The organism is Xanthomonas albilineans (assembly GCF_002939705.1).
GTDB classification, from domain to species: Bacteria; Pseudomonadota; Gammaproteobacteria; order Xanthomonadales; family Xanthomonadaceae; genus Xanthomonas_A; species Xanthomonas_A albilineans.
In genome coordinates, this window is sequence record NZ_MDCB01000009.1 from 59348 (window position 1) to 77034 (window position 17687).

16 protein-coding genes are annotated in these 17687 nt (G+C 61.4%); 7 read left to right on the forward strand and 9 right to left on the reverse strand.

Annotated elements, in window-relative coordinates; all coding sequences use genetic code 11:
* Positions 1 to 175 precede the first annotated feature (175 nt).
* Both mutM and XalbCFBP2523_RS09625 read left to right on the forward strand, forming a co-directional pair.
* Complete coding sequence (gene mutM / locus XalbCFBP2523_RS09620) at positions 176 to 988, forward strand: bifunctional DNA-formamidopyrimidine glycosylase/DNA-(apurinic or apyrimidinic site) lyase (RefSeq protein WP_045766565.1); 813 nt, start codon at positions 176 to 178, stop codon at positions 986 to 988.
* Between the two features lie 202 nt (positions 989 to 1190).
* Positions 1191 to 2795, forward strand: a complete 1605-nt coding sequence (locus XalbCFBP2523_RS09625; RefSeq protein WP_012917633.1) for an OpgD/OpgG family glucan biosynthesis protein — start codon at positions 1191 to 1193, stop codon at positions 2793 to 2795.
* A gap of 170 nt (positions 2796 to 2965) precedes the next feature.
* Here XalbCFBP2523_RS09625 and XalbCFBP2523_RS09630 read toward each other — a convergent pair whose 3' ends face one another.
* On the reverse strand, positions 2966 to 3715 hold the full coding sequence (locus XalbCFBP2523_RS09630; protein ID WP_045766566.1) for a Sel1 repeat protein: 750 nt from the start codon (positions 3713 to 3715) through the stop codon (positions 2966 to 2968).
* 107 nt (positions 3716 to 3822) lie between these two features.
* Positions 3823 to 4449: a thymidine kinase gene (locus tag XalbCFBP2523_RS09635; protein ID WP_045766567.1), complete on the reverse strand. Its 627-nt coding sequence runs from the start codon at positions 4447 to 4449 to the stop codon at positions 3823 to 3825.
* Between the two features lie 133 nt (positions 4450 to 4582).
* Between XalbCFBP2523_RS09635 and XalbCFBP2523_RS09640 the strand changes: the two genes are divergently transcribed.
* Complete coding sequence (locus tag XalbCFBP2523_RS09640) at positions 4583 to 6559, forward strand: UvrD-helicase domain-containing protein (RefSeq protein ID WP_045766568.1); 1977 nt, start codon at positions 4583 to 4585, stop codon at positions 6557 to 6559.
* Between the two features lie 120 nt (positions 6560 to 6679).
* Here XalbCFBP2523_RS09640 and XalbCFBP2523_RS09645 read toward each other — a convergent pair whose 3' ends face one another.
* Complete coding sequence (locus XalbCFBP2523_RS09645) at positions 6680 to 7078, reverse strand: EF-hand domain-containing protein (protein WP_045766569.1); 399 nt, start codon at positions 7076 to 7078, stop codon at positions 6680 to 6682.
* 136 nt (positions 7079 to 7214) lie between these two features.
* Between XalbCFBP2523_RS09645 and XalbCFBP2523_RS09650 the strand changes: the two genes are divergently transcribed.
* Entirely contained in the window at positions 7215 to 8057 is an 843-nt protein-coding gene (locus XalbCFBP2523_RS09650) for an ABC transporter ATP-binding protein (RefSeq protein WP_045766570.1), read from the forward strand.
* A 70-nt stretch (positions 8058 to 8127) separates the two neighbouring features.
* Here the strand turns inward: XalbCFBP2523_RS09650 and XalbCFBP2523_RS09655 are convergent, their stop codons facing one another.
* A complete protein-coding gene (locus tag XalbCFBP2523_RS09655; protein WP_407071015.1) occupies positions 8128 to 8502 on the reverse strand; it encodes a winged helix-turn-helix transcriptional regulator in 375 nt (124 codons plus the stop codon).
* A 193-nt stretch (positions 8503 to 8695) separates the two neighbouring features.
* On the opposite strand from XalbCFBP2523_RS09655, the gene XalbCFBP2523_RS09660 reads away from it, so the two are divergent.
* Positions 8696 to 9604 carry an SDR family oxidoreductase gene (locus tag XalbCFBP2523_RS09660; protein WP_045766571.1) on the forward strand — a complete coding sequence of 303 codons (909 nt, stop codon included), beginning with the start codon at positions 8696 to 8698 and terminating at the stop codon, positions 9602 to 9604.
* Positions 9605 to 9655: 51 nt separating this feature from the next.
* On the opposite strand, the gene XalbCFBP2523_RS09665 is transcribed toward XalbCFBP2523_RS09660, so the two are convergent.
* From XalbCFBP2523_RS09665 to rpmH, 5 genes are all read right to left on the reverse strand, one after another.
* Positions 9656 to 10612: a COG2958 family protein gene (locus tag XalbCFBP2523_RS09665; protein WP_045764854.1), complete on the reverse strand. Its 957-nt coding sequence runs from the start codon at positions 10610 to 10612 to the stop codon at positions 9656 to 9658.
* A gap of 144 nt (positions 10613 to 10756) precedes the next feature.
* The gene (gene mnmE / locus XalbCFBP2523_RS09670; protein ID WP_045766905.1) at positions 10757 to 12100 is read right to left on the reverse strand and encodes a tRNA uridine-5-carboxymethylaminomethyl(34) synthesis GTPase MnmE; all 1344 of its coding nucleotides are present in this window, start codon (positions 12098 to 12100) and stop codon (positions 10757 to 10759) included.
* Positions 12101 to 12231: 131 nt separating this feature from the next.
* Entirely contained in the window at positions 12232 to 13959 is a 1728-nt protein-coding gene (gene yidC, locus XalbCFBP2523_RS09675; RefSeq protein ID WP_045766572.1) for a membrane protein insertase YidC, read from the reverse strand.
* Between the two features lie 18 nt (positions 13960 to 13977).
* Entirely contained in the window at positions 13978 to 14415 is a 438-nt protein-coding gene (gene rnpA / locus XalbCFBP2523_RS09680) for a ribonuclease P protein component (protein WP_080928169.1), read from the reverse strand.
* Between the two features lie 38 nt (positions 14416 to 14453).
* A complete protein-coding gene (rpmH, locus tag XalbCFBP2523_RS09685; RefSeq protein ID WP_003469983.1) occupies positions 14454 to 14594 on the reverse strand; it encodes a 50S ribosomal protein L34 in 141 nt (46 codons plus the stop codon).
* A 258-nt stretch (positions 14595 to 14852) separates the two neighbouring features.
* Here rpmH and dnaA point away from each other — a divergent pair, with 258 nt between their 5' ends.
* Both dnaA and dnaN read left to right on the forward strand, forming a co-directional pair.
* Entirely contained in the window at positions 14853 to 16190 is a 1338-nt protein-coding gene (gene dnaA / locus XalbCFBP2523_RS09690; RefSeq protein WP_012914566.1) for a chromosomal replication initiator protein DnaA, read from the forward strand.
* 263 nt (positions 16191 to 16453) lie between these two features.
* Positions 16454 to 17554, forward strand: coding sequence for a DNA polymerase III subunit beta (dnaN, locus tag XalbCFBP2523_RS09695; RefSeq protein WP_045765009.1), 1101 nt, complete (start codon positions 16454 to 16456; stop codon positions 17552 to 17554).
* Positions 17555 to 17687: the final 133 nt, after the last annotated feature.

Below are 17687 nucleotides of genomic sequence, written 5' to 3' on the forward strand. Positions count from 1 at the left end.
CCTTGACAAGCGTTGGCTTCAACTGTAGCCGACTATCCGGGATTACGATCGCAATATGCAACCCATAGGAAATCGATAATACATCTTATGATCGTGCGGCTACTGTCGCCACGACTGCGATGCTACAGTCCCGCGCTGAGGTTTCTTCAACGACTCTCTGCCAACATGCACGCTCATGCCTGAACTTCCCGAAGTCGAAACCACTCGACGCGGCCTGGAACCGCATCTGGCCGGGCGTCGCATCCACGGCGTGATTCTGCGGCGACCGAACCTGCGTTGGCCGATTCCGCTGGAGGTCACGCAGCAGTTGCCGGGGCAACGCATCGCCGGTATCCACCGCCGCGCCAAATATTTGTTGCTGGAAACCGCAGCAGGCAGCGCACTCTTGCACCTGGGCATGTCCGGGAGCCTGCGCGTGCTGCCCGGCGATACGCCACCGCGCACGCACGATCATGTGGATATCAGCCTGGAGGATGGCCGTGTGCTGCGCTTCAACGATCCGCGTCGGTTCGGCTGTTTGCTGTGGCAAGCACCTGGTACGTTGCATCCACTGCTCGCCGAACTGGGGCCGGAACCGCTGTCGGATGCGTTCGATGGCGATTATCTCTTCCAGCTCAGTCGCGGCCGCAAGGCGCCGGTCAAGACGTTCTTGATGGATCAACGCATCGTGGTCGGCGTCGGCAATATCTATGCCGCCGAAAGCTTGTTTCAAGCGGGGATCAGTCCGCTGCGCGCCGCCGGGGAGGTATCGCGCGCACGCTACGCGCGTTTGGCCGAGGCGGCCAAGGCGATTCTCGGTTATGCGATCCAGCGCGGCGGGACGACGCTACGCGATTTCATCAGTCCCGATGGCGCGCCCGGTTATTTCGAACAGGAGTTGTCGGTCTACGGCCGCGAAGGCGAAGCCTGCAAGCGCTGCGGACGTCTTCTGCGACATGCCAGCATCGGCCAGCGCGCCAGCGTCTGGTGCGGGCATTGCCAGCGCTGACGTTGGTACTGACGGTCACGGTCACACACCAAGCTGGCGAAGCAGCACTGGCAGTGCCGATCCCCAAGCCAAGCTTGCTGCGCGTGCGCAGCCTGCGGTGGCAGATGCGCCGCATCTGCATTTCCCGGTTACGGGGCGATGACATGCCGCGGAGACGATGATCGTATGATGGGCATCCTTCCTTGGCTTCTCGATCAGGCTCATGCAACGACGCAATTTTCTCAAAAACGCCGCCGCCGCCTTCGCCGCCATGGGCTTGCCCGCGATGCCGATGCTGGGTCAGGCCGCTGATGCGGTCGGCCTGCGCCGTCTGGGCAAGCCGCAACCGTTCGACTACGCCTGGCTCAAGGGCCATGCCCAAGCCATGGCCAAAGCGCCATACCAGAGCCATCAGCGGGTGCTACCAGCGCCAATGGCGGGGTTGAGCTGGGACCAGTACCAATCGATTCGCTACCGCCAGGATCACGCGCTGTGGGCAGCCGAACAAGGTCCAAAATTCCAGGTGAAGTTTTTCCATCTGGGCCTGTACTTCAAGACCCCGGTGCAGATGTTCGACCTGGTCGATGGACAGGCGCAGCAACTGGCCTACGATAGCGCGGCGTTCGATTACGGTAGCAGTGGCCTGAAAGGCAAGCCGTTGCCGAAGGACCTGGGTTTCGCCGGTTTCCGCCTCAACACCAAGCAGGACACCGAGCGCGATTTCGCCGCGTTCCTCGGCGCCAGTTATTTCCGCGCAGTGGGCAAGGAAGGCCAGTACGGTCAGTCCGCACGTGGTCTGGCGATCGATACCGGGACCGGCGCGCCGGAGGAATTTCCCGACTTCATCGCTTATTGGCTGGAACAACCCAAGGCCGATTCGAATACGGTGGTGGTGTACGCGCTGCTGGATTCGCCCAGCGTGGCCGGTGCTTATCGTTTCGCGATCACCAACGGCGATGTGTTGTTGATGGACATCGACACCGCGTTGTATCCGCGCAAGCGCATCGAACGGATGGGTGTGGGGCCTTGCACCAGCATGTACCAGACCGGCGAGAACGATCGTCGCATGGACTGGGATTGGCGACCGGAGATCCACGACACCGACGGTCTGGCAATGTGGACCGGTGCGGGCGAGTGGATCTGGCGGCCGTTGTGCAATCCACCGCACCTGCGCTTCAACATGTTCGTGGACGAGAACCCGCGCGGCTTCGGCCTGCTTCAGCGCGACCGCAATTTCGATCACTACCAGGACGATGGGGTTTTTTACGAGAAACGTCCATGCCTGTGGGTGGAACCGAAGCACGGCTGGGGCAAGGGCTCCGTGCAACTGGTGGAAATCCCGACGGTCGATGAGACCTTCGATAACATCGTCGCGTTCTGGAATCCGCAGGACAAACCTCAGCCAGGCCAGGAACTGCTGTTCGGCTACCGTCTGTACTGGGGGGCACAACCGCCGGCATCCTCGTCGCTGGCGCACTGCGTCGCCAGCCGTACCGGCCTGGGTGGGATCACGGGGCAGAAGCGCAAGTATTTTTCCTGGCGTTTTGCCGTGGATTTCGCCGGTGGCGAACTGGCCAGGCTCAGCAAAGAGAAGGACGCCAAGGTCGAGGCCGTGTTGCAGCTCAGCCGTGGTCGCAGCGAAATCGTGTCGGCCAGACCACTGCATGAGATCGCCGGTTATCGCGCGATGTTCGATGTCGTGCCGCCGGATGACGGCACCGAACAGATCGATATTCGCTTGTTCCTGCGCAGTGGCGACCGTTCGCTGACCGAAACCTGGTTGTATCAATGGACACCGCCACCGGCTGCCGAGCGCAAACTGTATTGATCTGGCGCGAGCCAAGGCATCACGCAAAACAGCGTGCGGATCCTCCTTTCCGGTCCCGCGCTGGTAGTCGCGGCTGAAGTCGCCCTCCTACCGCAGCAGGAGGGCGAAGCAACGTGGGAGGCCCCGGTGCCACGCGCGCAAACACGCGGCCAATGGCGATAGCAGCCGCTTCAGGATTTGGTCGGTGGCGGTGGCGCCGCGCTTTTCTGGCCGATGTCTTCGACATCGCCAATATCCACCCGACCTGGCGTACGCCCATCCCAAACTCGATCCTGTAGTTTCCAGTAGGCCGACGGCTCCCAGAACTGTTTGGCGTAGAACACTTCCGGATCAATGCTGCCGCCGCCTGGGCGATTGATCGACAAGGCGCCGGCGCCGGAATAGCCAAGCAGACTGCCAGTGCTGCTCATTGCTTCGCGGCGCATGACAGCCTCCTGGCGCGGCTTGGCCATCTGGTCGCCATATTCGGCGATCATCTGCTTGTCGAGGGCGATCGCGCGCTTGCGCTCTTCCGGTGTGAGCTGGTTCCAGTATTCCATTTTGCGCCTGCTGAAAGCCTCGTAACCGCGTTCGGAGGCCAGCGCCATCCACAGGAATCCCATCGCATGATCGGGCGCCACGCCCTGGCCTTGCCAATACATCTCACCCAACCGCGCCTGCGACGGCTTGTCGGCATAGCGGGCGGCCAACTGATACTGTTTCTTGGCCTGCGCATAGTCGCCTTTCTTGTCGGCACGGATACCTGCGCGGCGATAGAACAGATCCAGATGCGCCTCAAGGAAGCCATCGGTCAGTATCTGTGCCGGGATATCGTCGAATGTGCGTTCAGCCGTGACCGCAGCGACTTGGCCGGGCAGAGCGAGCAGAAGTGTGCAGACCAAGGTCACGCCGCTACGAACCATTCCTTTGAATCGTTGCATTTCTCTATTCCATGAGTGTGATGGGGAAGATTCTACACAGATGTCACCCCTGCGCTGCAATAGGCAGGATGCATTTCTATACCTTTGTCACAGATGACCGCCTGCGATCAGGAGGATCGCGATGGGGCGATCTGCAGCGGATCAATGCGGCCTTCGCCGCGCATGATCTTTTTGAACTCGGCACGGCTCACCGACACGTAGCGTTCGTTGCCGCCGATTTCAACCTGCGGACCATCCTGTACCGCGCGGCCGTTCTCGTCCACCCGCACGGTCATGGTTGCCTTGCTACCGCTGTGGCAGATGGTCTTGATTTCCTGCAGCTCGTCCGCCCAGGCCAGCAAGGACTGGCTGCCTTCGAACAGTTCGCCACGGAAATCCGTCCGCAGGCCATAACACAGCACGGGGATTCGCAGCCGGTCCACTACCTCGCTGAGTTGCCAGACCTGGGCGCGGTTGAGGAACTGGGCTTCGTCCACCAGTACGCAATGCAGCGTGCCATGGCTGGCGATGTCGGTTTCGATCAAGGCCAGCAGGTCGGTCTCGGCCGCGAAGCCTTTGCCATCGGCGCGCAGGCCGATGCGCGAGGCAACCACGCCACTGCCGGCGCGATGGTCCAGCCTTGGGGTGAGAATAACCGTGCGCATACCGCGCTCGCGGTAGTTGTGCGCCGACTGCAGCAGCGTCGTGGTCTTTCCGGCATTCATCGCCGAATAGTAGAAATACAGTTTCGCCATGCGTTGGATTCTAGCGCGGACGCGGCGCATTTCATGCACCGGCTAGGGCCGAAAACCGGTTCAGCCAAGGCGCGGCGACGCATGCGGTGACGCAGCCGGTGCCCGTTACAATACGCGCTCAAGGGAAATTTCTATGCACGGTCTCAACCCCCCCCAACGCGCCGCGGTCCTGCATGACGAAGGTCCGCTGTTGGTGCTGGCTGGCGCCGGCAGCGGCAAGACCCGCGTGATCGTGGAAAAGATCGCGCACCTGATCGCCAGCGGACGCTACCCGGCCAAGCGCATCGCCGCGATCACCTTCACCAACAAATCGGCCAAGGAGATGCGCGAACGCGTGGCCAAGCGCATCCGCAACGAAGCGGCCGATGGCCTGACCATCTGTACCTTTCATGCGTTGGGGTTGAAGTTCCTCCAGATCGAACATGCCGCGGTGGGCTTGAAACGCGGTTTCTCGATCTTCGATGCCGACGATGCCGCCGCGCAGATCAAGGACTTGATGCCCGGCGCCAAGCCCGATGCCGTCGACGACGCCAAGAACCTGATCTCGCGTGCCAAAAACGCCGGGCTATCGCCGGAACAGGCGATGGCCGCGGCGCGCAGCAACCGCGAGCAGGACGCGGCCGGCCTGTACGCGCGCTATCAGGCACGGCTGAGTACGTTCAACGCGGTGGACTTCGACGATTTGATCCGGCTGCCGGTGCAGGTGCTGGAAGGCAACGAAGACATCGTGATGGCCTGGCGCGAGCGCATCGGCTATCTGCTGGTGGACGAGAGTCAGGACACCAACGATGCGCAATACCGGTTGCTGAAGATGTTGGCCGGTCCGCGTGGCAACTTCACCTGCGTGGGCGACGATGACCAGAGTATTTACGCCTGGCGCGGCGCCAATCCGGAAAATTTGATGCAGATGGGCCGCGATTACCCGACGCTGCAGATCATCAAGCTGGAACAGAACTACCGCTGTTCCAACCGCGTGCTACGCGCGGCAAATGCGCTGATCGCCCACAACCCGCACGAACATCTGAAAACCTTATGGAGCGACCAAGCCGACGGCGAGCGTATCCGTGTCTGGGAGTGTCGCGACAGCGACCACGAGGCGGAGAAGGTCGCCGCCGAAATCGCTTATCTGGGCACCGCCAAGCAAGTGCCTTGGAGCGATTTCTGCATCCTGTTCCGCGGCAACTTCCAGTCGCGGCCGCTGGAGAAGGCGTTGCAGATGGCCGCCGTGCCGTATCACATCACCGGCGGCACCGCGTTTTTGGAACGGCAGGAAGTCAAAGATGTGCTGGCGTGGTTGCGGCTGTTGGTCAATCCCGATGACGATGCGGCGTTCCTGCGTGCAGTGCAGGCGCCCAAGCGCGAGGTCGGCGCGACTTCGCTGGCCAAATTGGCAGAACTGGCGGCAGCAAAGCACCTACCGATGTCGCGTGCCGCCGCGTCGGTCGGCGCGTTGCAGCAGCTGCCGCCACGTGCGGCCAACGGACTGAGCGATTTCGTCGACATTTTGCACGAGCTGCGCGCGGCTTCGGCCACCGTGTCCTCGGCCGACGTGGTACGCCAGCTCGCTGAGCAATCCGGCTTGATCCGCGAACTACGCAACCAGTGCAAGGACGAGGCCAGCTTCCAGCGTCGCCGTGGCAATCTGGAGGAACTCGCCAAGTGGTTCGAAAGCGGCCCGCGCGGCGCCAGCGTCGGCGACCTGGCCGCACAGTTGGCATTGCTATCGCGCAACGACAAGGACGACGGCGGCAATCAGGTGCGGATGATGACCATGCATGCCTCCAAGGGCCTGGAGTTCCGCTACGTGTTCATCGTCGGCTGCGAAGACGGCGTGCTGCCGCACGAGGTCAGCCTGGAAGAAGGCAATTTGCAGGAGGAACGCCGCCTGCTGTACGTCGGCATCACCCGCGCCAAGGAGCAACTGTGGATGAGCTACAGCATGCTGACCCGCAAATTCGGCGAGCATATCCGGCTCAAGCCCAGCCGCTTCTTCGACGAGATTCCGGCCGAGGAGATGCAACGCGATGGTGCAGACCCCGTGGCAGATGCCGCACGCAAAAAAGAGCGCGCCAATGCGGGCCTGGCAGCGATCCAGGCATTGTTCGACTGAGGTTTTTTCGAAGGCTCGATCAGATCGCGTGGCATGCACATCTTTCCACGCGCATGCCACGATCGTCGCGCTGCATCGGACATTACGACACAGCGACGGCCAACGTTGAATCGACCGCCCTCACTGCGGCGGCGCCACCAGTTCCCTGGTGCTGAGGTAGCCGTCGCCGTTGCTGTCCTGCTTGTGGAAGCGGGTCGTCAGCGTCGCCAAGTGTTGCGCACGGGTGATCGGTGGCCCATGGCCACCGGGCAATTCGGCGGGACTGAGTACGCCATCGTGGTCAAGATCGCGAGCATCGAAGGCGTAGCTCATCCAGTCTAGATATTCGTCCAGGCTGACCCGGCCGTCGCCGTCGCGGTCCATGCGTTGCAGGTAGCTGACGGTGTCGCTGACCTGGGCGGCGGCGTTGCCACCGAATGCGACCAGCAGCCCCAGTAAAACCACGGACGAAGAACGCCGCACGCGACGGCCTTCGCCGAGCAAGCCGCGACCAATGACATCAAAATTTGTATTGGACATCACCAAAACTCCGGAACGCGGGACAGCCTGATACAGGAATAAGCGACAGCATGAGGCTGAAACCACATATTGATCCAGCCCTCGCGTATGGTATGTGTGTGCGGAGCGTTTCCGATCATCCAACGGTCCCAATTCCATGTCTGCCTCTCCTTCCGAAGCAACCTCAGTACCAGTGGACGCACCGTTGATCGAGCTGGACCGCGCCAGCGTCGTGCGCGGCCAGGTCCGCGTGCTGCATGCGTTGAGCCTGCGCATCGCGCTCGGCCAGCACACCGCCCTGCTTGGCCCGAACGGCTGCGGCAAATCGACTCTCATCAAACTCATCACCCGCGAACTCTATCCGTTGGCGCGTATCGGCGAGGAGCCGGCTGTGCGGGTGCTGGGGCAGAGCCGCTGGCAGGTGGACCGGCTGCGCAACCAATTGGGGATCGTCACCGGCGACCTGAGCGGCCACCTGCTCGCAATGCCCGGCCTGGACGTGGAGAGTGCGGTGTTGTCGGGGTTCTTCGCCAGCCACGTAGTGCCGTCGCACCGGGAGGTGACCGCCGCGATGCGGGAACGCGCGCGCGAAGCGCTGCAGGCCGCACAGGCGCTGCCCTTGCTGCAACGACCATACGCGGAACTGTCGGCGGGCGAGACCCGCCGCGTGCTGATCGCGCGTGCTCTGGTCAATCGGCCACAAGCCTTGCTACTGGACGAGCCCAGTACCGGACTGGATCTGGTCGCGCGCCAAGCCCTACTGACGACAATGCGCGCACTCGCCGCTCAGGGCATCACGCTGGTGCTGGTGACCCATCACATCGAAGAGATCGTGCCGGAAATCGAGCGGGTAATCCTACTCCGCCAAGGCCAGGTGTATGCCGACGGCACACCCGATGCCGTGCTTGCCGACGAGCCGTTATCGGCGGTGTTCGGCACGCCAATACGGGTGCGCCACGATGGCATCAGTTACTGCGCGAGCATCGCGAAAGACGATTGAACAGGCTGCGCAGGTCATTCTTACGCGCCGCCGGTACTACCGCTCCTTTCGACACTTTGCGCACATCGGTTCAAGTGCGCGACATGCTAGCAGCACGCGCGACAGCCGCGTTGTCGAACGCCGCACGCGCGGCGCGCACGTCCGCATGGTACGTCTTGGCCCAGTGCACCAGCGGCAGCAGCACTTCGTTCAACGACTGACCGAGCGGTGTCAGTTGGTATCGCACCCCCGGTACGACGGTCGGCAAGACCTCGCGCGCGACCAGACCTTCGCGCTGCAAGTCACGCAGGGTCTGGGTCAACATGCGCTGGGAGATGTCGGGCACCGCACGACGCAGTTCGCCGAAACGATGCGGACGCTCGGCCAGCAGCATCACGAACAAGGTGCTCCATTTGTCGCCGATCTGCGCGAGCACGTCGCGTACCGGACACTGGCCGATGGCCATACCCTGGCCACGATAGTCGTCCAGTTGCTGGCTCAGCGGCGGCTCCAGCGTGCCATCGGCCTGCATCGCAGCAATGTCCATGGTGCTCACCTCAAGGTAATCAGGGGCGAAAAAAGTGCCGTCTTTACAACACCGCACTGGTCTCTACGATAGATCAAGTTCCTTTTCCAGACCATTGCACGGGAGACCCGTCATGTCCGTATCGTCCGATTCTCTGCTCGTCACCGGCGCTGGTGGCCAGTTCGGCCAGCGCGTGCTGGCGCACCTGCTCGATACACTGCACATCGCGCCATCGCGCGTGGTGGCGACGACGCGCCGGCCAGAGCGCCTGGCCGCGTGGGCGTCGCGCGGCGTCGCGGTGCACCAGGCTGATTTCGACACACCCGCCTCACTGGACGCCGCGTTTCGCAATGTCAGCCGGGTGCTGTTGATCAGCACCGATGCGCTGGACCGCCCCGGCCAGCGTCTGCAACAGCACCTCGCCGCGATCGCCGCCGCCGAACGTGGTGGCGTGGAGCATCTGATCTACACCTCCTGCCCGGAACCGCACAACTCCCCGCTCCTGCTCGCCCCCGACCACGCCGGGACCGAAGACGCGCTCACCGCCAGCGCCCTACCCGGCTGGACCGTGTTGCGCAACCATTGGTACTTCGAGAACCTGTTGATGAGCCTGCCATCGGTGCTGGCATCGGGCCAATGGTACAGCGCAGCCGGCGATGGCGGCATCGCGCACATCGCCCGCGACGATCTAACCCGTGCGGCGGCGGTGGCCCTGGCCAGCCGCAACACCGACAAGCGCACGCTGACTTTGAGCGGCGCCCGCGCCTACACCACCGCCGAGATCGCCGCGCTGGTCAGCGACACGCTGGGCGTGCCGATCCAGGTGGTACCGGTACCCGTCGAAGGGTTGGTGCAAGGCATGGTAAGCGCCGGCATGCCCAAGGCGGTCGCGCGCATCTACGCTTCGTTCGACAGCAATACCGCCGCTGGCCGCGTTGCCACCGTCACGGGCGATTACCAGACGCTCACCGGGCAGGCACCGCAAGCATTCGAACAATGGCTAGGGGTTAATCAAGCGCAATTGGCGAAGCTCGGACACTGAATTGCGATAGGCGAGGCCCAGATATTGTAAGTTGGTCATGTGCTCATCTCATTACTGGCTTGAGTCCTTTTCTTCGGGCACATCCCAGTCCTTCGAACGTACCTCTCCAGTCTGGTAAAACTGCTTGACCAACTTGATATAGTCCAGAAAATCTCGATTCTCCGTGGCCAACCGGTTAGCCATGTCCCAATCAATTTCATCGCGTTCACGCGCGGGAATCAGCACTTGGCTGTCAGCCGGGTTGTCTACATCCAACTGGATGAAACCAATACCATGCGGCGCGAATAGCATACGTAACTCTTTCAGCGTGTCCTGCCCACTGATTTCCGCCGCGACCAAGTAGCCGAAGTTACCCCACGACGAATTCGATACCGCTTGGAAAAAGCACTCACGCACATTCGAGCGGTTGATCAGCAGCTTGACCTCAAACGACCAAAGTTTGGTGCGCTTGTCGGAATACTGCTTGACGCAGTCCCGCACCTCCTGGTGCCATTCCACACCTAAGTCTTCCATGCCGACCACGTCCGGGTACAGCCATCGATTTCCATTCGGCCCTCGCTTGTTCGATGAGCGCTTCTCGTCGATGCGTTTGGAAAAGACACCGAACTCTTCCAAGATATAATGTGAAAGCAGTGGGTACAGTGCGTGTTCATCCAGCCTCGAAGTACCCGCATCTCCTGCTACCAAAGCCCCCTCACTCTCGGCAGCGGCCACTTCGGCACTGTCTGATTTCTCCGAGTAGTAATACTTACGCGGTCGTCCTTCGGTAGTTTTCAACGCTGGATGCTTCATTTGCATGCGCGGTCGTTGCGAGCTGATTTCGGCAACAAGCTGCTGCACCAAATTCGCATCCGACTTGATGTAGTCGCCTCGACTATTAGCGCGTTTTTCCTGGCACTCCACAGGGAAGGTAGCGAACACCCACTCGGCGATCTGCCTGGCAGTGAATTTTTCTTCGGGCCGCGCCTGTAAATAGTTCACTACTACTTTCGAAAGATTCAACGCCACGTTATTTCTCCATTCTTTCCTGTCATGATGTTACCCGTGAAGATTCACATTGACATGGACGACATAGACCTTTGTCCAAACTTCGGCAAAATTCAAAATTTGTCGCTAATCGATATCTAATCTTGACAGCCCCTGGACCCCATCTCACTTCCCGATGCAGAAACTGGAGAAAATTCGACCGAGCAGATCGTCGGCGCTGAAGGTACCGACGATTTCGCCAAGTGCATTATGCGTCAGGCGTAATTCCTCGGCGGCCAGCTCCAGGCGTTCATGCTCCAGTTCGGCCATCGCCGTCGCGACGTGCAGGCTGGCCCGCTGTAATGCCTCAACGTGGCGCGCACGCGCGGAAAATTCGCCCTCGCTCCCCTCGCCCACTGTGGCGCCGGCGATGGCGCGCAGGTGCCGGTGCAATTGTTCCAGTCCGCTGCCCGTCACGGCAGAGATGTAGACAGTGTCCGCGCACGCCTCAGGCGCCTTGGTCAGCAGATCGCACTTGTTGTGGATCCATAAGCGTTGCGGGACATCGGCAATGGCTTCGGCAACCGCCGCACGGCCAACTGCCACATCTCGCGCATCGAGTACGACCAGGGCCAGATCGGCGCGTTGCAGTTCCAGTCGAGCGCGACGCATGCCTTCGCGTTCGATCGCATCGCCGCCGTCGCGCAGGCCCGCGGTGTCCACCAGGGTCAATTCCAGCCCGTCCACGCGCACGGTCTCATGCAAGGTGTCGCGAGTCGTGCCGGCGATATCGGTGACGATGGCGCGGGCGCTGCCAGCCAAGGCGTTGAGCAAGGAACTCTTGCCGGCATTCGGCGGCCCCACCAGCACCGCGTGCAGGCCGTCGCGCAAGCGGCGGCCACGTTCTGCCTCCAAGTGCAGTTGCGCCAGGTCCACACGTACTTGCTGCAGATCGGTGCGAACCTGCGCGCCACCGAGAGTCTCCAGTGCTTCGTCGGCGAAGTCGATCGCTGCTTCGATATGCAGGCGCAGACGGATCACCTGCTCGGCCAGGTCTTCGACCCGACGCGAAAACACACCGTCCAACGATCTGCGCGCCGCGCGGGCCGCACGCAGGTCGCCGGCGGCGATCAGGTCGGCGATGGCCTCGGCCTGGGCCAGGTCCAGCTTGCGATTGAGGAAGGCGCGTTCGCTGAACTCACCCGGACGAGCCGGGCGCGCGCCAAGTTCGCAACAACGCGCAACCAGCTGCCGCAGCAACACCGGGCTGCCGTGCGCCTGTAATTCCAGCACGTCCTCGCCGGTGAAACTGCGTGGTGCCGGGAACCACAGCGCGATGCCATCGTCGAGTGTGTCGCCCTGCGCATCGCGAAAGTGCGCATAACGCGCGCTACGCGGCAGTAGCGCGCCAAGCCCGAGTCCGTCGGCAATGCGGCCAGCGGCCGGCCCGGACACGCGCACCATCCCGACACCGCCTGCTCCCGGTGCAGTAGCAATCGCAGCGATGGTGTCGTTGGCAGAGCTCGACATGGCAAATTTTTTGTCTCCGTGCGGCGAAAGGCGCGGGGCCTGCCGCTGGATGCACATATCGGCCACCGACACAAAAACCAACTGCAATTGCAGACATGCCCACTGCCCGCCTGACGTTGGGCGTTGCGAACTTACTTCTTGGCTTTGGCGGGAGGCTTGACGCTAACGCTCGCCGCGGCTTCGCCATGACGCTTGTTCATCCACCACTGCTGCAGCAAGCCTAGCGAACCGTTGGTGACCCAGTACAAGACCAAACCCGAAGGTACGAATGCCATCATCACACCAAACACCAATGGCATGAATTGCATCATCTTGGCCTGCGCCGGGTCCATGCCCGGTGTGGGAGTCAGCTTCTGCGTCAACAGCATCACCGCTGCGTTGATCACTGGCAGGATGAAATACGGATCGCGCGCGGTCAGATCCTGGATCCAAGCAAACCAGGGTGCCTGACGCAATTCCACCGACTCCACCAACACCCAGTACAGCGCGAAGAAGATCGGCATCTGGATCAACACAGGCAGACAACCGCCCATCGGGTTGATCTTCTCTTTCTTGTACAACTCCATCATAGCGGTCTGGAGTTTCTGCTTGTCGTCACCGTAGCGCTCCTTGAGCTGCTGCATGCGCGGCTGGAACTTGCGTAACTTTGCAGAAGACTTGTATTGAGCCGAGGACAGCGGGTACAGCAGCAGCTTTAGCAGCAGCACCAAACCGACGATCGACCAACCCCAGTTGCCGAGCAGGGCGTGGAGATGGCTGAGGATCCAGAACAGGCCCTGTCCCAGCAGCGCCATCAGCGAGAAGCGGCTGTAATCGACCACACGGTCCAGCCCCTTCACCTGCTCTTTGGCGATCTGGTTGACCAGCTTCGGACCCACCCACAACCGTGCCTCGGTGCTGGCGTGCGCACCAGGCGCCACGACGAAAGCGGGGCCGCGCGCCTCGATCACATGCAGCGGGCCTTCGTTGGAAAGCAGGTACACCGATTGCTGATCGGCTTGCGGAATCCAACTGGTGAAGAAGTGATGCTGCAACACCGCGATCCAGCCACCGGAGATCGTCTGGTTGAGCGGACCGTCTGCCAGGTAGTCCTTGAACGCCCGGCGCTGGTAGCCATCCTGCGGGCTGAACCAGGTCGCGCCATTGAAGCTGAAGGAATCCGGATTGGTCATGCCACGGCTGACGATGGTGGGTACCCGGCTCAACTTGCGGAACACATAGCCCTGCCACGGTTTGCTGCCATGGTTAACGATCTCGTCGCGCACCTGCACGGCGTAGTGACCACGCTGCAAGGTATAGACTCGACGGATGCTGATCCCGGATGGTCCATTCCACACGAACGGCACTTCCAGGCTGTCCTGACCCTTGGCCAGCACATACTCCTTGCCCGGCTGTTCGGGACGGAAGCCGCCAAGGCTAGGCGATGGCGAATTGCGTTCGCCGATCCAACCACTGATGGCGTTGTACGGGTGCAGTGCATCCTCGGTCAGCAACTGCACCGGAGGACTACTCGGCTGCTGGGTTTGCGGATACATCAGCAGGTCCGCATCGAGCACGCTGGAACCATCCATGCTCAGGCGCAGTACGTCGGTAGTGACCGTGACCCGTGTTGCGCCAGCCGCTGGCGCTGCCGTCTCGGCAGTAGTGCCTGCGCCAGAGCCGGCACCGGGGACGTTAGCGCGCGGTATCGGCGGCATACCGGCAGTGCCAGCGCTGGTAGCAGACGCTGACGGCAGCGCAGTGGTCGCGGCACTGCTGGTCGCGCTGGCGGCAGGCGAGTGTTCTTTGCTCCACTCCATCCACAACAGGGCCGCGACCATCAGCCAGGCGAAGATCAAGAAAAGACGGGTCTGGTTCATCGGACAGGCAAACTCGGCTCAGCCGTCAGTGGTTTCTGACGTGGAAGTGGGGGACGAAGGACGATCAGGCGGCGGCATTGTGCCGTCCGCCGTCGGGGTCGGCAATGCACCAGCGCGACGCAACAGACGCAGATAGGCTTGACACAGTTGTTGGCCGCTGGCCTGCGCGGCGGCACTGCGCGCCACCACGACGTAATCGCCTGGCGCCAGCCATGGCAGCAGTTGCCGCGTGGCTTCGCGCAACACGCGTTTGATCCGGTTACGCACGACAGCACGCTTGTCGACTTTGCGCGAGACAGCCAGACCAAGCCGCGGCGGATGTGCGACGCTGCGCCAGTGCAAGCTCATCAACGGCTCGGAGCAGCGGCGCGCGGTATCGAACACGACGCGGTATTCCGCAGACGTGCGAACCCGCGCAGCGCGAGGGAATCGCCTACGCGGGTCGAGAGAATTCACCGTGCGGATTGCAGGCGCCGCCTGGGGCGGCGAAGCAATCAAGCGCTCAGGCGCTTGCGGCCCTTGGCGCGACGACGGGCCAGGATCTTGCGGCCATCGGCGGTCGCCATACGGGCACGGAAGCCATGGTCGCGCTTGCGCTTGAGGTTGCTGGGCTGGAATGTGCGCTTGGTGGCCATCGGGGCGCTCTGATTTGAATAGGGCGGGAAAGAACCGGAAATTCTATAGGCACACCTATACCGCGGTCAACTCTCCCATCGCCGGATCCACGAGTGAACGGCGCAGGGTGTGGATGAATCTGTGAATAGATGCAGGAAAACCATTCCCGCTCCTGCGCACGAATGGTAGTCTGAGCCACCGCTTTCCTCCCCGACTGGCCGAATGTGCAGCGCCCGTGCGCAGCCTTATGGTCGGTCTTTTCGACGAATTTAGATCTGATGGATGCTTGGCCCCGTTGCCTGGAACGTCTGGAAGCCGAATTTCCAGCCGAGGACGTTCACACTTGGTTGAAACCGCTGCAAGCCGAGCAGCGCCATGACAACAGCATGGTGCTCTATGCGCCGAATGCCTTCATCGTGGAACAGGTGCATGCGCGCTACCTGTCGCGAATCCGCGAATTGCTGAATTACTTTGCTGGCAGCGAAGATGTGCTGTTACAGGTCGGTTCGCGCCCACGCGCGCCGGAACCCATGGCCGCCGCGAGCGATAGCACGACCGCGCGCACGCCTAGCCCACAGTTGTTGGAACCTTTCGCTGGCAACCTCGATTCGCACTACACCTTCGCCAACTTCGTCGAGGGCCGCAGCAACCAACTCGGCCTGGCCGCAGCGGTGCAAGCCGCGCAGAAACCCGGCGATCGTGCGCACAACCCGCTGCTGCTTTACGGCAGCACAGGTCTAGGCAAGACCCACCTGATGTTCGCTGCCGGCAATGCAATGCGCGAACAGAATCCGAACGCACGGGTGATGTACCTACGCTCTGAGCAGTTCTTCAGTGCCATGATCCGCGCCCTGCAAGAGAAGACCATGGACCAGTTCAAGCGCCAGTTCCAGCAGGTGGACGCGCTGCTGATCGACGATATCCAATTCTTCGCCGGCAAGGACCGCACCCAGGAAGAGTTCTTCCACACCTTCAATGCGCTGTTCGACGGCCGTCAGCAGATCATCCTGACCTGCGACCGCTATCCGCGCGAGGTCGAGGGCCTAGAGCCCCGACTGAAATCGCGCTTGGCCTGGGGCCTGTCGGTGGCGATCGACCCACCCGACTTCGAGACGCGCGCGGCAATCGTGCTGGCCAAGGCGCGCGAACGCGGCGCCGAGATCCCGGACGAGGTGGCGTTCCTGATCGCCAAGAAAATGCGCTCCAATGTGCGGGACCTGGAAGGTGCGCTCAACACGCTGGCCGCCCGCGCCAACTTCACCGGCCGTGCGATCACCACTGAATTCGCCCAGGAAACCTTACGCGACCTGTTACGCGCGCAGCAGCAGGCGATCGGCATTCCCAACATCCAGAAGACCGTCGCCGACTACTATGGCCTGCAAATCAAGGATCTGCTGTCGAAACGGCGCACGCGCTCATTGGCACGCCCGCGGCAGATGGCGATGGCGCTGACCAAGGAATTGACCGAACACAGCTTGCCGGAAATCGGCGACGCCTTCGCCGGACGCGACCACACCACCGTGTTGCATGCCTGCCGGCAGATCAAACACCTGATGGAGACCGACGGCAAGCTACGCGAGGACTGGGACAAGCTGATCCGCAAGCTCAGCGAATAGCGGTACGGGCAAGGTGATAAATCAGTGCATGACTTCGCGACAAATCCGGGAGAAACTGTGGATAAAGCACGACGCAGCGGCGGCGGCAAAACGATCCACAGGTTTCCCCACCTGTTCCGGGGGAGTAATACATGGGATTGAAAGCAGAAAATATCATTTAATTTCAATGGTTTGAGTTACATTTACACCGAATTTCGCTCTACCATCACCACCACGCTTTTGATTTATTCCACATCTTTTAAAGCATAGGGGCACGGAACCAAATGCGTTTCACATTGCAGCGCGAAGCCTTCCTGAAGCCATTGGCGCAAGTCGTCAATGTGGTCGAACGTCGTCAGACCTTGCCGGTGCTGGCCAATTTCCTGGTCCAGGTCCACGGCGGTCAACTTTCGTTGACGGGTACCGACCTGGAAGTGGAAATGGTTTCGCGCATCGGGGTCGATGATGCCCAGGATGGTGAAACCACGATTCCTGCGCGCAAACTTTTCGAAATCGTCCGTGCTCTGCCAGACGGCAGCAAAGTGACTGTCTCTCTTTCGGGCGACAAGATCACGGTGCAAACCGGACGCAGCCGCTTTACCTTGGCGACCCTCCCCGCCAATGATTTCCCATCAGTGGATGAAGTGGAAACCACCGAGCGCGTGGTGGTGCAGGAAGCTGCACTGAAGGAGTTGATCGAGCGGACCGCGTTCGCGATGGCGCAACAGGATGTCCGTTATTACCTCAACGGCCTATTGTTCGATCTGCACGACAAGACATTACGCTGCGTTGCCACCGACGGTCATCGGTTGGCGTTGTGCGAGACAGAACTGGAAAATGCTGGCGGCGCCAAGCGCCAGATCATCGTGCCGCGGAAAGGCGTGACGGAGTTGCAACGGCTGTTGGAAGGCGGTGATCGCGAAGTGGAGCTGGAAGTTGGCCGGAGTCATGTGCGGGTCAAGCGTAACGATGTCACCTTCACCTCGAAGTTGATCGATGGTCGTTTCCCCGATTACGAAACGGTGATCCCCATTGGGGCTGACCGCGAGGTCAAATTGGATCGGGAAATCCTGCGTGCAGCACTGCAACGCGCGGCAATCCTATCCAATGAGAAATATCGCGGTGTGCGCGTGGAAGTGTCCCCAGGACAGTTGAAAATCAGCGCACATAACCCTGAGCAGGAAGAGGCACAGGAAGAAGTTGAAGCCGATACCAAAGTCAGCGATCTGGCGATTGGCTTCAATGTGAACTATTTGCTGGATGCCCTGTCCGCGTTGCGGGAGGAGTTCGTGGTGATCCAACTGCGCGATGCCAATTCCTCTGCATTGGTCCGTGAGGCCAGCAGTGCCCGATCACGCCACGTGGTCATGCCACTGCGTCTCTGACTTCCAGGGCCCTTTAGTGTTCCACGTGGAACAAGTACAAAGGAACGACCCGGCCTCCCGCCGGGTTTTCTTTTATCTCACTGTGAAACACCGGACCCCGCAGTTTTCTGTCCGAGGCTGCTACGACGACACA